The 14,561-nt window shown below is 71.1% G+C and carries 15 protein-coding genes; 7 read left to right on the top strand and 8 right to left on the bottom strand.

Going from position 1 to position 14,561, the window contains the following annotated elements:
- Positions 1-16: 16 nt before the first annotated feature.
- From ATC03_RS17875 to ATC03_RS17865, 3 genes are all read left to right on the top strand, one after another.
- Positions 17-1,177: an alcohol dehydrogenase catalytic domain-containing protein gene (locus tag ATC03_RS17875; protein ID WP_067880105.1), complete on the top strand. Its 1,161-nt coding sequence runs from the start codon at positions 17-19 to the stop codon at positions 1,175-1,177.
- Positions 1,178-1,303: 126 nt separating this feature from the next.
- On the top strand, positions 1,304-1,723 hold the full coding sequence (locus ATC03_RS17870; protein ID WP_067880102.1) for a pilus assembly protein CpaE: 420 nt from the start codon (positions 1,304-1,306) through the stop codon (positions 1,721-1,723).
- Positions 1,720-2,310 carry a hypothetical protein gene (locus ATC03_RS17865; protein ID WP_227820159.1) on the top strand — a complete coding sequence of 197 codons (591 nt, stop codon included), beginning with the start codon at positions 1,720-1,722 and terminating at the stop codon, positions 2,308-2,310. The genes ATC03_RS17870 and ATC03_RS17865 overlap by 4 nt, the downstream gene beginning before the upstream one ends.
- An 8-nt stretch (positions 2,311-2,318) precedes the next feature.
- On the opposite strand, the gene ATC03_RS17860 is transcribed toward ATC03_RS17865, so the two are convergent.
- From ATC03_RS17860 to purL, 3 genes are read right to left on the bottom strand one after another with little or no spacing between them, the layout of a single operon-like run.
- Complete coding sequence (locus tag ATC03_RS17860; RefSeq protein WP_152031009.1) at positions 2,319-2,567, bottom strand: hypothetical protein; 249 nt, start codon at positions 2,565-2,567, stop codon at positions 2,319-2,321.
- Between the two features lie 8 nt (positions 2,568-2,575).
- Complete coding sequence (locus ATC03_RS21100) at positions 2,576-3,565, bottom strand: GNAT family N-acetyltransferase (RefSeq protein ID WP_227820158.1); 990 nt, start codon at positions 3,563-3,565, stop codon at positions 2,576-2,578.
- 10 nt (positions 3,566-3,575) lie between these two features.
- Positions 3,576-5,909, bottom strand: a complete 2,334-nt coding sequence (gene purL, locus ATC03_RS17850; protein ID WP_227820157.1) for a phosphoribosylformylglycinamidine synthase subunit PurL — start codon at positions 5,907-5,909, stop codon at positions 3,576-3,578.
- A gap of 319 nt (positions 5,910-6,228) precedes the next feature.
- Here purL and ATC03_RS17845 point away from each other — a divergent pair, with 319 nt between their 5' ends.
- Complete coding sequence (locus ATC03_RS17845; RefSeq protein ID WP_067880092.1) at positions 6,229-7,428, top strand: MFS transporter; 1,200 nt, start codon at positions 6,229-6,231, stop codon at positions 7,426-7,428.
- 10 nt (positions 7,429-7,438) lie between these two features.
- On the opposite strand, the gene ATC03_RS17840 is transcribed toward ATC03_RS17845, so the two are convergent.
- A complete protein-coding gene (locus ATC03_RS17840) occupies positions 7,439-7,900 on the bottom strand; it encodes a DUF3817 domain-containing protein (RefSeq protein WP_227820156.1) in 462 nt (153 codons plus the stop codon).
- A 91-nt stretch (positions 7,901-7,991) separates the two neighbouring features.
- Here ATC03_RS17840 and ATC03_RS17835 point away from each other — a divergent pair, with 91 nt between their 5' ends.
- Entirely contained in the window at positions 7,992-8,525 is a 534-nt protein-coding gene (locus ATC03_RS17835) for an adenine phosphoribosyltransferase (protein WP_067880086.1), read from the top strand.
- A 28-nt stretch (positions 8,526-8,553) separates the two neighbouring features.
- Here ATC03_RS17835 and ATC03_RS17830 read toward each other — a convergent pair whose 3' ends face one another.
- Together ATC03_RS17830 and ATC03_RS17825 are read right to left on the bottom strand one after the other, a co-directional pair.
- Positions 8,554-9,576: a DUF389 domain-containing protein gene (locus ATC03_RS17830; protein WP_067880083.1), complete on the bottom strand. Its 1,023-nt coding sequence runs from the start codon at positions 9,574-9,576 to the stop codon at positions 8,554-8,556.
- Positions 9,577-9,695: 119 nt separating this feature from the next.
- Positions 9,696-11,291 carry an AMP-binding protein gene (locus tag ATC03_RS17825; protein WP_067880080.1) on the bottom strand — a complete coding sequence of 532 codons (1,596 nt, stop codon included), beginning with the start codon at positions 11,289-11,291 and terminating at the stop codon, positions 9,696-9,698.
- A 161-nt stretch (positions 11,292-11,452) separates the two neighbouring features.
- Here ATC03_RS17825 and ATC03_RS17820 point away from each other — a divergent pair, with 161 nt between their 5' ends.
- Positions 11,453-12,748, top strand: a complete 1,296-nt coding sequence (locus tag ATC03_RS17820; RefSeq protein ID WP_067882546.1) for a mechanosensitive ion channel family protein — start codon at positions 11,453-11,455, stop codon at positions 12,746-12,748.
- A gap of 24 nt (positions 12,749-12,772) precedes the next feature.
- Here ATC03_RS17820 and purQ read toward each other — a convergent pair whose 3' ends face one another.
- Both purQ and purS read right to left on the bottom strand, forming a co-directional pair.
- Positions 12,773-13,471, bottom strand: coding sequence for a phosphoribosylformylglycinamidine synthase subunit PurQ (gene purQ / locus ATC03_RS17815; protein ID WP_067880078.1), 699 nt, complete (start codon positions 13,469-13,471; stop codon positions 12,773-12,775).
- A gap of 4 nt (positions 13,472-13,475) precedes the next feature.
- Positions 13,476-13,757, bottom strand: coding sequence for a phosphoribosylformylglycinamidine synthase subunit PurS (purS, locus tag ATC03_RS17810; protein ID WP_067880075.1), 282 nt, complete (start codon positions 13,755-13,757; stop codon positions 13,476-13,478).
- Between the two features lie 193 nt (positions 13,758-13,950).
- Between purS and ATC03_RS17805 the strand changes: the two genes are divergently transcribed.
- Positions 13,951-14,529 (top strand): PadR family transcriptional regulator, encoded by a 579-nt coding sequence (locus ATC03_RS17805; RefSeq protein WP_067880072.1) that lies wholly within the window; start codon positions 13,951-13,953, stop codon positions 14,527-14,529.
- The last annotated feature ends 32 nt before the right edge of the window (positions 14,530-14,561 follow it).

Here is a 14,561-nt window from a genome sequence, read left to right as displayed (position 1 = left end):
GAGGCGGGCAACCGCGATGCACACTGTCGACCGCCGGAGCGAGCACGACGTGATCGTGAAGCCATCGCCCGTCGCCATGGTCTGGAACGAGCCGGGGCGCGCGCAGGACGCCCTCGCCGTGCCCGGCGTGCACCTCTGCGACGGCGAGGCCCTCGTCGAGGTCGAACTCGCCACGATCTGCGGATCCGACATCCACACCGTGCTCGGTCACCGCCCGGCCAGGTCGCCGCTCGTGCTCGGACACGAGCAGGTCGGCCGCGTGATCGCCCTCGGCGCCGGAGCCGTGCGCAGCGACGGCACGCCCCTCGAACTCGGCGACCGCGTCGTCTGGTCGGTCACCGTGAGCTGCGGCACGTGCGACCGCTGCCGCCGCGGACTCACGCAGAAGTGCCGCACGCTCGCGAAGTACGGCCACGAGCGCGTGCACCGGGGCTGGGAGCTCTCGGGCGGATTCGCCACGCACGTGCAGCTGCGCGCCGGCACCGCGATCGTGCGCATCTCGGAGGACCTGCCCGCGGTCGTGGCGGCACCCGCCTCGTGCGCGACGGCAACCGCGGTCGCGGCGCTGGCCGAGGCATCCGCTCGGGTGGATCTCGACGGCGCCCTCGTGCTCATCACCGGCGGCGGCATGATCGGGCTCACCGCCGCAGCCCTCGCGCTCGAAGCCGGTGCGACCGTGATCGTCTCCGAGCCGGATGCCTCGCGGCGCGAGTTCGCGCGGCGCCTCGGTGCCCTGAGCGCCGACCCGCGCGCCCGGGCCGACGGAGCCGAGCGGCTCGAGTCCGTACTGGCCGCCGCGATCGGCACGGACATGCGCGAGGTGCTCGTCTCGATCGAGGCCTCCGGGGTGGCGGCGGGCGTGCGCACGGCCGTCGCGAAGGTGGGCGTCGGCGGCGTGGTCGTGCTGGTCGGCAGCGTCACGAGCGGCGGCGAGCTCTGCATCGACCCCGAATCGCTCGTGCGGCGGCTCGCGAGCATCACGGGCGTGCACAACTACGACGCCCGCCACCTCGAGCGCGCGGTCGCGTTCCTCGAGCGGTCCTGGCGCACCCTGCCTCTCGATGAGCTCGTGGGGTCGACCCACGCGCTCGCCAAGCTCGACCACGCGCTCGAAGAGGCCGCGTCGGGTCGGCACATCAGGGTCGGCGTCGCCCCCGGGCGACGAGCCGCCCCCTAGCTGCTCCCGCCGGGGACGGTTCGAGGGAATGTTGGGGGACGCCCCGAACCCTGGACCCGGCGGGAGCCTCACCAGATCGTGGGCCGGGTGCGTGACGAAGTGGCCGGTTCGGGGCACGATGGAGACATGATCAGCCGAGAGCTCGCCCTCGCCCTCCGCGAAGCCGGACTCGTGTGGCATCCGCTCTCGGGCGACCGGTTCCAGCTCGACCTGCCGAGCGACGTCGAGGCCGAGGCCGAGGCCGACGTCTTCACCGTGAGCGAGATGACGATCGAGGCGCGACGCCACCCCACGGGCACGGTGCTCGCCTTCAACGGCACGACCGAGTGGGCGCTCGACTCGGTCTCGCTCGTCGACGCCGTGTGGCTGCCCCGCGAAGACCAGTTGCGAGAACTGCTGCGGTCGACGTTCCGCTCGCTGACGCGCCTCGACGACGCCTTCGAGGTCGAGATCGAACTCGGCGGCGAGCGACTGCGGTTCGAGCATCCCGAGGTGGCCGAGGCCTACGGACTGGCCGTGCGCGAGCTCGTCGGCAGGTCGCGATGACGGATGCCGCTGGGTCCGAGAAGCCCGCCTCGATGACGGATGCCGCGGCAACCGCACCGGTATCGGCCGCCGCAATCGCAGCCGCAGCGGGTGCGCGCCGTCTCGTGGCCGACGCGGTCGCCGAGCTGCGCAGCGCCGGAGCGCGCCAGGAGACGCTCGCCGAGCTCGTGCCCGAGCGACGCGTGCTCGGCATTCCCCGTGCCGCGCGCATGACGCCCGTCGGCCGGGTCTGGCGCCTCGGGGTGCTGCTGCTCGACGAGGATGGCGGCGCATGGGACACCGGGCGCGTGGTGCGCGCCGAGCGTGCGGCGCGCAAGAGCATCACGTCGGAATCGGTCGCCGAGCAGCGGGCGCTCCGCGCGGCCGCGGTGAAGGGCGGCATCCACGAGGGCGAGACGGTCGCGTTCGACGCGAGCCCGGTCGACTTCGACGCGCTCGCCCGCGATGCGACATCCGGCCCCCTCGTCGTTCGAGACGGCGAGGTGTTCGTGCGCTGGAGTCCCGCGCAGCCCGATGCGCTCAGCCCGTTCGAGCGGTACCTCGCCGACCGCGTCGGCCTGCTCGCGCACCCGCCCGAGCGCGCCTGAGGCGAACGTCAGTCGCGCTCGGGGTCGCCGTCGGTACGCGACGGACGCACCTCACTGGCCTGGATCGACTCGATCACCGAGTCCTGCAGGCCCTTCTGCCCGGTGTGCAGCTCCTGGTGGATCTCGAGCGAGCCCATGAGCGGGCCGAAGGCCGCGCGCAGGCGCTGGCCGCGCTCGGCGCGCACCGCGCGCACCGTCATGCCGATGACGATCGCGAGCACGAACAGCGCCGTGAGGCCGCCGATGATCACCTCCATGCCGCCCATCAGACGCCTCGCACCCAACGGCGCCAGTCGGACTGCTGCGTGTAGCCGAGCGAGGACCAGAGCGACTGCCCGAGCTCGTTGTGCTCGAGCACCATGGCGTCGATGCGGCTCACGCCGAACGCCGCGAGTCGTGCCTCGGCGCGTCGCATGAGCTCGCGCGCGATGCCTCGTCGTCGGTGCGACGGCAGCACGGCGAGCCGGTACAGATGTGCGCGCCAGCCGTCGTAGCCGGCGATCACGGTGCCGACGATACGTCCTTCGGCTCGCGCGACGATGAGCGCGTCGGGGTCGCGTTCGAGCTGGCGGGCCACGGCGTCGGGGGTGTCGACCGGGCGGCCGTCGTTCTCGCCGGCGACCTGCCAGAACGCGATCAGCCCGCCGATGTCGTCGCGGGTCGCGGTGCCGTACGAGATGCCCTCGTCCGCGGCATCCGCGCGGTCGACTGCTCGGGCGACGGCATCGGATGCCGCGTCGCGTCCGCTGCCCGGTGCGAACCCGAAGGCCGTGATCGGCGCCAGGTCGCCCGCCGCGACGCCCTCGAGCACGAACCGCTCGTGATGCACGACGTTCTCGGGCAGGTCGTCGAGCTCGAACCAGCGCAGGTCGGATGCGGTGGTCTCGAGCAGCCGGGGCTCGCCCGCCCATGAGCGGCAGGCGAAGAAGAAGTCGACGCGCTGCTCGACCGTCGCCGAGGTGGGGCCCGTGCGGTGCATGGTGGTGAGCGGCACGAGATCGGCGGGATCGACACTGACGCCGATCTCTTCGGCCGCCTCGCGCAGCGTGCCACGCACGACCGACTCGCCCGCGTCGACGTGACCGGCAGCCGAGGCGCCCCACCAGCCGTCGTAGTAGCCGGTGCCCGAGCGCAGCTGCAGCAGCACGCGCGACCCCTCGAGCAGGAAGATGTAGCCCGCTGGGATCACGCTGAAACGGCCGTGCGCGGCCGCGTACTCGTCGGAGTACGCCTGCCGCCCACGGCCGATGGTCATGCGCGTCGGCTCAGTATCCGACGATGGGGCCGAACGCGTCGGCGAGGGGCGCGCGGTTGATGCCGCGCAGCTCGTCGATCGTCACGGTGAAGGCGTCCTGCACCTCGAGCGACCGGGACGAGGCATCCGTCACGCCGATGCGGCGCACGGGGTAGCCGCGACCGTCGCAGAGTCCGCGGAACTTCACGTCGTCTTCGCGGGGCACCGTCACGATCACGCGACCGGCCGACTCCGAGAAGAGCGCGGTCGCGAGGTCGATGCCGGCGTCGGCCGCGACCTCGCCGAGGAATACGCGGGCGCCGATGCCGAAGCGGTTGACCGCCTCGGCCAGGGCGATCGCGAGGCCGCCGTCGCTGAGGTCGTGCGCCGAGTCGATGAGGCCTTCGAGCGCCGCCGCGGCGAGCAGTTCGCCGAGCACTTTCTCGCCGGCGAGGTCGACGGCCGGCGGGCGTCCGCCGAGGTGGCCGTGCACGGTGCCGGCCCACGCGGAGCCGTCGAGCTCGAGAGCGGTGTCGCCGAGGAGGTAGATGTTGTGACCGTCGTCCTGCCATCCGCTGGGGATGCGGCGCGCGACGTCGTCGATCACACCGAGCACGGCGATGACCGGCGTCGGGTGGATCGGCACGTCGCCGGTCTGGTTGTAGAAGCTGACGTTGCCGCCCGTGACGGGAATGCCGAGCTCGAGACATCCGTCACTGAGACCTTCGACGGTCTCGGAGAACTGCCACATGACCTCGGGGTTCTCGGGGGAGCCGAAGTTCAGGCAGTCGCTGACGCCCATGGGCTTGGCGCCGGTGACGGCGACGTTGCGGTACGCCTCGGCCAGCGCGAGCTTCGCGCCCTGGCGAGGGTCGAGGTACGAGTAGCGGCCGTTGGCGTCGGTCGCGACCGAGACGCCGAGCCCCGACTCCTCGTCGACGCGGATCATGCCGGCGTCGTCGGGTGCGCCGAGCGCCGTGTTGCCGAGCACGTAGGAGTCGTACTGGTTCGTGACCCACGCGGCGTCGGCCTGGTTCGCCGAGCCGACGAGCTGCAGGAACTGCTCGCGGATCTCGTCGGGCGTCGCGGGGCGCTCCAGGCGAGCGGCCGTGTCGGCCTGCAGCGCGTCGATCCAGGTGGGGTAGGCGACGGGGCGCTCGTAGACGGGGCCGTCGACGGCGACGGTGCGCGGGTCGACGTTCACGATCTCCTGGCCGTGCCACATGATGCTGAGGCGGCCGGTGTCGGTGACCTCGCCGAGCACGCTGGTCTCGACATCCCACTTCTTGACGACCTCGAGGAAGCCGTCGAGCTTCTCGGGGCGCACGATGGCCATCATGCGCTCCTGGCTCTCGCTCATCAGGATCTCTTCGGGCGTGAGCGTGGGGTCGCGCAGCAGCACGTCGTCGAGCACGATGGCCATGCCGCCGTCGCCGTTGGACGCGAGCTCCGACGTGGCGCACGAGATGCCGGCGGCGCCGAGGTCTTGAATGCCCTCGACGAGGTCGCCCTGGAACAGCTCGAGGCAGCACTCGATGAGCACCTTCTCGGCGAACGGGTCGCCGACCTGCACCGACGGGCGCTTGGTCGGGCCGCCCTCGGCGAACGTGTCGGACGCGAGGATCGACGCGCCGCCGATGCCGTCGCCGCCCGTGCGGGCGCCGAAGAGCACGACCTTGTTGCCCGCGCCCTTGGCGTTCGCCAGGTGCAGGTCTTCATGGCGCAGCACGCCGACGGCGAGGGCGTTCACGAGCGGGTTGGCCTGGTAGACCGAGTCGAACCAGGTCTCGCCGCCGATGTTCGGCAGGCCGAGGCAGTTGCCGTAGAAGCTGATGCCCGAGACGACGCCGTGCACGACGCGCGCGGTGTCGGGGTGGTCGATGGCGCCGAAGCGCAGGGCGTCCATGACGGCCACGGGGCGCGCGCCCATCGAGATGATGTCGCGCACGATGCCGCCGACGCCGGTCGCGGCACCCTGGAACGGCTCGATGTACGAGGGGTGGTTATGCGACTCGATCTTGAACGTGACGGCCCAGCCCTCGCCGATGTCGAGCACGCCGGCGTTCTCGCCCATGCCGACCATGAGGTGCTGCTTCATGGCGGGCGTGACCTTCTTGCCGAACTGGCGCAGGTAGATCTTCGACGACTTGTAGGAGCAGTGCTCGCTCCACATGACCGAGTACATCGCGAGCTCGGCGCTCGTGGGGCGCCGGCCGAGGATGTTGCGGATGCGCTCGTACTCGTCGGGCTTCAGGCCCAGCGCGGCGTACGGCTGCTCCTTCTCGGGAGTGGCGGCGGCGACGTCGACGGTGTCGAGCACCGCAGTCGTCGGGGCGGCGATGATTTCGGAGGTGTTGATGGTCACGAGTGGCGAGCTCCAAGATGGGCGGCGAGCGAGCGGATGCCGCGGGCGGATGCCTGACCCGCCCAGTCTACTTGTCCGCGCATACCGACCACCGCCGGTCGAGGAGCGCCGACGAAGTCGACGCGTCTCGAGACCCGCCGCCGCCCAACGCCTCCGCCCGCACTCGGCCCGCCCGCAGCATCCGCTCGGTAGAATGGTCGTGGTCGTCGGATCCCGTCGGCCCTGGGCGCGCACATCGGCGCGCACTCCTCGTGGCCGTTCGCGCACTTGCGGAGCCCCGCCCGCGCCACCACGAGCGACGTTCGTCCAGGTACTCCACATGACCTCCTCGATTCCCACGGTGCATCCTGCGCCGCCGTTCCCGTGGCTCGGGCTCATCACGCTCGCCGCCGCCGTCTTCCTCTCGGTCACGATCGAGATGCTCCCGACCGGGCTGCTGCCCGACATGAGCCGCGAGCTCGGGGTCGGCGAGCCGCTCGTCGGCCTGCTCGTCACCGTGTTCGCCGGCACCGTCGTGGTGCTCACGGTGCCGCTCTCGAGCCTCACCAAGCGCGTCGGCCGTCGCCGCCTCATCGTGATCACGCTCGCCGTGCTCGCGCTCAGCTGCGTGCTCACGGCACTCGCCCCGAACTACGCGACCGTGCTGGCCACGCGCGTGCTGGGCGGTGCGGCCCACGGCGTGTTCTGGTCGGTCGTCGGCGCGTACGCCGGCCACCTCGTGCCGAAGGAGCAGCTCGCGCGCGCCGTGTCGCTCACGGTCGCGGGCGGTTCGGCGGCCTTCGTGCTCGGCGTTCCGCTCGGCACCGCGCTCGGGCAGGCGCTCGGCTGGCGCACCGCGTTCGCGGCCATGGGCGCGCTGACGCTGCTCGGCGCCCTGCTCGTGTGGCGGTTCCTGCCGCCCGTGCGCCACCACGCCGGTGAAGCGGATGCCGCGCCCGTGCGGGTGCGCAAGGACCCCACGTTCGTGCCGGTGATCGTCGTCTGCCTCATCACGGCGACCGCCATGATCGGCATGTACAGCTTCTACACCTACGTCGCGCCGTACATGACCGACGTCATGGGGCTGCCGTCGAGCTCGATCAGCCCGATGCTGCTGGCCTACGGCATCGCCGGCGCGGTGGGCCTGGTGCTCGCGGGCGTCGTGCTCGGGCGCCGCCCGACGATCGGCCTCGTCGTGGCCATGGTCGCCACGGCGATCGGCGCGGCCGGGCTCGCCGCGTTCCCCGAGGTGCCGGTCGTCTCGATCGCCGCGTTCCTGCTCTTCGGCACGGCATTCGGCGCCCTGCCGACCATGCTGAACACGCGGCTGCTGCACTCGGCCTCGGCGAAGATCCGCGATGCCGCGGCGTCCTTCTACACGACCGCGTTCAACACGGGCATCGGCGGAGGCGCGCTGCTCGGCGCGGCCCTCTACGGTGTCATCGGCCTCGCCGCGCTGCCGTGGGTGCTCGTCGGCCTGTTCGCGTGCGCGACGACGGCGCTCGTCTGGACGGCGCTCGTCAACCGCGCCGGCCGCTAGGTCGCGGGCGTCAGGCCGTGCCGCCGCCGGGCGGGCCGATCATGAGCAGCACGGTGAACGCGGCCGCGACGGCGACGACGCCGACCGCGATCGAGATCACCGGGCGCGCGAGCACGAGTCGCAGCACGCGGTTCGGGGACGAGCCGTCGGCGGGGTGCTCGCCGGCCTCGCGGCGCCAGTCGCCCTCGAGGTGGCCGCGACGCACGAGCCACAGCTCGAACGGGATCGTCGCGTAGGGCACGATCGCCGTGAGGAGGGCGAACGCGATGCGCCCGAGGTTCCAGCGCTGGTTCACGCCGACGACGACGGCGATCACGGCGTAGGCGAGGAACACGAACCCGTGGATGCCCCCGCCGATGGTCACGGCGAGGTCGACGCCGAACCCGTACTTCAGCACCATGCCCGCGATCAGCAGCGTCCAGGTGATCGCCTCGGCGATGGCGAACGTTCGGTACAGGCGTTTCGGTGACACGATGCTCCTCGGGTGTGGTCCTTCCATCGTGTCATCAGGGCCTGAGGGGATGCCTCAGCCGAACGATTGATCGAGCGCGTACCCTTGACCGGTGACCGAACACGACGTACGCACGCTCGTCGAATCGCATCTGGCGACGATTCCCGACTTCCCCGAGCCGGGCATCCTCTTCCGCGACCTGACGCCCGTCTTCGCCGACGGTCCTGCCTTCCATGCCCTGTCCGAGGCGCTGACCGAGCCCTTCGCGGGTGGCTTCGACGTGCTCGCCGGTGTCGAGGCGCGCGGATTCCTGCTCGCCGGGGCCGCGTCGGTGCTGAGCGGTGCCGCTGTGCTGCCCGTGCGCAAGGCGGGCAAGCTGCCGCGCAAGGTGCTGCGCGAGGAGTACGCGCTCGAGTACGGCACCGCAGCGCTCGAGGTGCACGAGGGCGAGCTGCCGCCGGGCACGCGCGTGCTCATCGTCGACGACGTGCTGGCCACCGGAGGAACGGTCGCCGCCGCCGCCAGACTCGTCGAGCGCGCAGGATGGCAGGTCGCGGGCATCTCGGTCGCGATCGAGCTCGTCGACCTCGGCGGTCGCGCGGCGCTCGACGACCGCTACGAGACGTTCTCGTTGCTGCAGTACTGAGCCCAGCCGGCTGAGCCCTCGTCAGCCCCTACTCGCCGCTCGAGTCCGCTGCGGGCCCGAGCTTGACCGTGAACGTCGGCTTCAACTCGATCTCCACCTGGCTCGGATCGATGCCGGCGTCGCGGAGGGCGCTCTCGAGCGTCGCCGTGTCGGGCGTGCTGCCGTCCCCCTCGAACTTCGCGATGACGACGCCGTTCGAGCTGGTCACGGTCGTCAGCGTCCAGCCGACATCCGAACCCCAGGTCTCGGCGACGCCGTGCACCGCCGACTCGCGTGTGACGTTCTGAGCCGTCTGCACGCTCGTGATCGTGAGCGGCACGATCACGACGATGCCCATGAGGGTGAGCGCGATCGCCGTGTGCCGCCGCTTTCTCGCAACCTGGCGATGGTCGGCCGGCGGGGCCGCCAGGCGGCCTGCGCCGTACACGGCCATGACGACGATGCCCGTGCCGATGATCGCCGCCACGTTGGTGAGGAAGAGGAGCAGGGCCCCCAGCGACTCGTCGGGGGCGCCCGACTGCAGGGTGAGCCCGACCACCGAGAGCGGCGGCACCAGCGAGATCGCGATCGCGACGCCGGGCAGCGTGTCGGCGATGTCGCGTCGCACGAGCGCGATCGAGCCGACCACGCCCGTCGCGAGCGCGGCCAGCAGGTCGATGAGCCCGGGGGAGACGCGACCGGCGACCTGCGAGTTGTTCGAGGCGACGACCTCGTTGACCACCACGAGGCCGACGGCGAACCCGATGCCCACCGCGGTCGCGGCGCCGGCCACGAGCAGCAGCAACGAGCGGATGAGCCCGTCGCGGTCGCCGAGCACGGTCGCGAGCATCGTGCCCTGGATCGGCAGCATGAGCGGGGCGACGATCATCGCGCCGATGACCGTCGCGGTCGAGTCGGCCACCACGCCCGCAGCGGCGATGATCGACGACAGGATGAGCAGCAGCCAGAAACGGCTCAGCTTGTGCGGGGCCTGCGGGCCGTCGAACAGCACGGCGTCGCGCATGTAGGACAGGTCGTTCAGCTGCGGTTTCGTCTGCGCGGTCTCGCTCATGTCGGCCCCCTCGATGCTGCCGTCGGCAGGTCTGCGCGCCGATCATATCGACGCGGAGGCTGCGCCGACCGACTCACGCGCCCGGGGCTCACGCGCCCGGGGTCGCGCGCGCCCGGGGCTCACGCGCCCGGGGTCGCCGCCTGCCTGGCCCGCAGGTCCTTTCGCAGGATCTTGCCCGAGGTCGACTTCGGTACCACGTCGATGAACTCCACGGCCCGCACCTTCTCGTGCGGCGCGACGTGCTCCGCCACGTAGGCGATGACCGCGTCGGCGTCGAGGTCGGCCCCGGGCTGGGCCACGACGAACGCCTTCGGGATCTCCTGCCCGTCGTCATCGAGCACGCCGATGACCGCGGCGTCCGCGACATCCGGATGTCCGAGCAGCACGGCCTCGAGCACGGCCGGCGCGACCTGGTAGCCCTTGTACTTGATGAGCTCCTTCAGTCGGTCGACGATGCGGTACACGCCGTCGGCGGTGACGGTCGCGATGTCGCCCGTGTGCAGCCAGCCGTCGGCGTCGAGCATCTGGGCCGTCGCCTCGGCGTTGTTCAGGTAGCCCTTCATGACCTGCGGTCCGCGGATCCACAGCTCGCCGGGCTCGCTCGCCCCGTCGGCCGGCACGTCGACGTCGGCTCCGGACTCAGCGTCGACGACCCGAGCCTCGGTGCTCGGCAGCAGGTGGCCGATGCTCGAGCGATCGAGGTCGGGTCGGTCGAGCGGGATCACGTGCGTCACCGGGCTCGTCTCGGTCATGCCGTAGCCCTGGCAGACGATGCAGTCCAGACGCTCGGCGACGAGCTCGGCGAGCGACCCGTCGAGCGGCGCCGCACCCGAGAAGACGACCTTGACGCTCGACAGGTCGGCCTCGGCGACGAGGGGATGCTTCGCGAGCGCGACGGCGATCGGCGGCGCGATGAACACCCACGTCGCGCGGTACTCGCCGATGACGCGCAAGAACTCGACGAGGTCGAACTTCGGCATCGTGACGAGGCTCGCCCGGCACTTCAGCGCGTAGTTCAGCAGCACGGTCATGCCGTAGATGTGGAAGAACGGCAGCACCGCGAGCACGCGATCCGACGACTCGAGGCCGATCGACTCGACGTTCTGGGCGACGTTCGCCACGAGGTTGCGGTGCGTGAGCATGACGCCCTTCGGACGCCCCGTGGTGCCCGACGAGTACGGGAGCACGGCGAGGTGCTCGGCCGGGTCGAACGACACCTCCGGTGCCGCATGTCCCTCCGACAAGAGGTCGCGCAGCGACGGATGCCCCTCGGCGCCGTCGAGCACCACGAGGTGGTCGTCGGCGATGCCGACCCGTTCGGCCGCGGCCTTCGCCTGGGGGAGCAGCGGCGACACCGTGAAGAACCAGGTGGCACCGGCATCCGTCAGCTGGTTCGCGATCTCGTCGGGCGTGTAGAGCGAATTGACGGTCGTCGCCGTGGCACCTGCGCGCAGGATGCCGTGGAACACCGTCGCGAAGGCGGGAACGTTCGGGCAGAGCACCGCCACCACGTCGCCCACGCCGACGCCGCGAGCGGCCAGCGCTCCGGCGAGCAGCTGGATCTGCCCGACGAGCTGGCCGTAGGTCGTCGTCGCCCCGCTCGTACCGTCGACGATCGCGACGGCCTCGAGGTCGCCCTCGGCCAGGCTCCCGAACAGGTAGTCGTACACGGACAGTTCGGGAACGGTCGCGTCTGGGCGCGGGCTGCTGGCCATCGGATCTCCTTCGATCAACGGGTGCAGCCATCATCCGTCATCGCCTGCGTCGAGGGAAGGGGCGGATGCCGCGGCAGCGGCGTTCGGGCGCGCACCTCAGTGTTCCCTGTCAACCGGGCCGAGGATTTGCGACCGCCGACCAGCCGCGAAACCCTGAAGTGATGACTTCGAACTTCCAGGCCTGGCTGGGTTTCGTCCTGGCCGTGCTCGTGATCGTCGCCGCGGTCTTCGTGATCTCGGCGGTCGTGTCGCTGATCGTCCGGGCGGTCGCGCGACAGCGGGACTGGGCGGGCATCCTCATCGAGCGCACGCGGTGGCCGGTCCGGTCGCTGCTGCTCGTGCTCGGGCTCTGGATATCGGTGCTGGCGGCCTTCCCGGATCGCCGTCGGGTCGAGGCGATCGACCACGTCTTCCTCATCGTCGTCATCGCAGTCGGCGCGTGGCTCGTGGCTCAGGGGTTCCTGTTCCTGACGGACCTCGGCATCCGCCGGTACCGGGTCGACGTGGCCGACAACCGCGTTGCGCGCCGCGCGCGGACGCAGCTGCAGATCGTGCGCCGCCTGGTGGTGGTGGTCATCGTGGTGCTGGCGCTCGGCATCATCCTGTTCACCTTCGACGCCGTTCGGGCGCTCGGGGCCTCGGTGCTCGCGTCGGCGGGCATCGCCTCGATCGTCGCCGGACTCGCGGCGCAGTCGGTGCTCGCCAACATGTTCGCCGGCGTGCAGTTGGCGTTCAGCGACGCGATCCGGGTCGACGACGTCGTGATCGTCGAGGGCGAGTGGGGCCGCATCGAGGAGATCACCCTGAACTCCGTCGTCGTCGGGCTCTGGGACGACCGCCGGCTCGTACTTCCGTGCACGTACTTCACCACGAAGCCGTTCCAGAACTGGACGCGCACGTCGAGCCAACTGCTCGGCGCCGTCGAGTTCGACCTCGACTGGCGCGTCTCGCCCGGTGAGATGCGCGAGCACCTCGACCACGTGCTCGAGCGCACCGAACTCTGGGACGGGCGGGCGAAGGTGCTCCAGGTGACGGATGCCGTCGGCTCCTACGTGCGCGTGCGCATCCTCGTCACCGCGGTCGACGCGCCGACCCTGTTCGACCTGCGCTGCTACGTGCGCGAGGAGATGGTGCACTGGATCCAGCGCACGCAGCCCGAGGCGCAGCCGGTTCAGCGCGTGCTGATGGCCGATGGGCGAGCGGATGCCGCGGGCGAGGCGCCGCGGTCGTCGCGGCCGTCGTCGCGTCCCTCGGCCCGCACCGCTGCTCCGGCCGACCACGAGGCGGGCGACGGCGACCGGGCCGGCCTGTTCACGGGAACCCCCGAGGCGGAGGAGCGCGCGATGGCGTTCACGCAGGCGATCCCGATCGTCAGGAGCGACGACGAGGCGACCGAGCGCTTCGACGACGACCGGGTGCGCGTCGGCGCCGTCGGCGCGAATGCCGACGGGCCGTGACCGGCCGTGACGGCCTGACGCGGGCTACGCCTCGACGAGCGACTTCTGGATCACGCTCGTGAAGAACGCGAGCCCGTCGATGCCGGAGCGCATCGCCGCCGCGGTGTCGGGGCCGAAGCCGGGCTCGACCGCGTGCTCGGGGTGCGGCATGAGGCCGACCACGTTGCCGCGATCGTTCGTGATGCCGGCGATGTCGCGCATGGAGCCGTTGGGGTTCACGTCGACGTAGCGGAACACCACGCGACCCTCGCCCTCGAGTCGGTCGAGCGTGTCGGCGTCGGCGATGAATCCGCCCTCGCCGTTCTTCAAGGGGATGGTGATCTGCTGGCCGGCGTCGAAGCCGCTCGTCCAGTCGGTCGAGGTGTTCTCCACGGTGAGCACCTGGTCGCGGCAGATGAACGAGCCGTGGTCGTTGCGGATCAGGCCGCCCTCGAGCAGGTGGGCCTCGGTGAGCATCTGGAAGCCGTTGCAGATGCCGAGCACGGGCATGCCGGCGCTCGCGGCCGACACGACCTCGGTCATGATCGGCGAGAGCGACGCGATGGCGCCGCAGCGCAGGTAGTCGCCGTAGCTGAAGCCGCCGGGCAGGATCAGCGCGTCGACGCCTTCGAGGTCGTGCGAGCCGTGCCAGAGGGCGACGGGCTCGGCGCCCGCGAGACGGACGGCGCGCTGCGCGTCGCGGTCGTCGAGCGAGCCGGGGAAGGTGATGACGCCGATGCGCATGGCCTCAGCCCTCCGACGGCGCAGAGGCCTCGGCGCTCTCGTCGCCGAAGTCGATGTTCACGACGTCCTCGATGACGGAGTTGGAGAGGATCTCTTCAGCGATCTGCTGCACGTTCGCACGCAGTGCGTCGTCGACGGGTCCGTCGACGGTGAGTTCGAAGCGCTTGCCGATGCGCACGGAGGCGAACCCCGCGTGACCGGTGCGAGCGAGGGCGCCGGCGACGGCCTTCCCCTGGGGATCGAGCAGTTCGGCCTTGGGCATCACGTCGACGACGATGGTGGGCACCGCGGTTCTCCGTCCGGTGTCGAGGGGTGGTTTGCCACGATTCTACCGGCCGCGCGCGCGTGCGCCGCACGGCCCCTCGAACGGCGCTGCCGCGGCATCCGCACCTCGAAGGTCGAGCGGTTTGCCATCGAATTGTTCCGCATGTATTATTCCGGATGGAATATCTGAACCGGAACAGGACGGAGGGCTTCGGATGTCGCACCTGAACCCGCTCGCGGTCTCCGCGCTCGCCATCCTGATCGAGGGGCCGATGCATCCGTACGAGATGTACCAGCTCATGCTGGCCCGCAAGGAGGACCGCGTCGTGAAGGTGAGCGCGGGCTCGCTCTACCGCGCGGTCGAACGCCTCGAACGCGACGGGCTGATCGCCGAGAGCGCCACCGAGCGCATGGGCAACCGGCCGGAGCGCACCGTCTACACCGTGACCGATGCCGGGCGCACCGCGTTCGACGAGAGCCTCGAGGAGATGCTCGCGCACCCGGTCAACGAGTTCCCGCTGTTCCCGGTCGCGATCGGCGAGGCTCACAACCTGCCCGTCGAACGCGCGATCGAGTTGCTCGAGATCCGTCTCGACGCGATCCGCGACGAGATCGCCTGGTTCGGCACCGCCCTGGCGCGCATCGCCGAGAAGGGCAAGCCCAAGCGCGTGGTGCTGAACGTCTACTACAGCCGGGCGATGCTCATCGCCGAGGCCGACTGGATCGCGCAGACCGTCGAGGAGCTCCGCACGGGCGAGCTCGACTGGTCGGCGACCGCAACCCCCACGACTTGACCGCCATGCGGTCGCATCCCACCTTCTGGAGG

Origin of the sequence: Agromyces aureus (genome assembly GCF_001660485.1) — a bacterium.
GTDB classification, from domain to species: domain Bacteria; phylum Actinomycetota; class Actinomycetes; order Actinomycetales; family Microbacteriaceae; genus Agromyces; species Agromyces aureus.
Note: the sequence above shows the minus strand (reverse complement) of the source record. Positions and strands in the feature narration are given on the sequence as shown.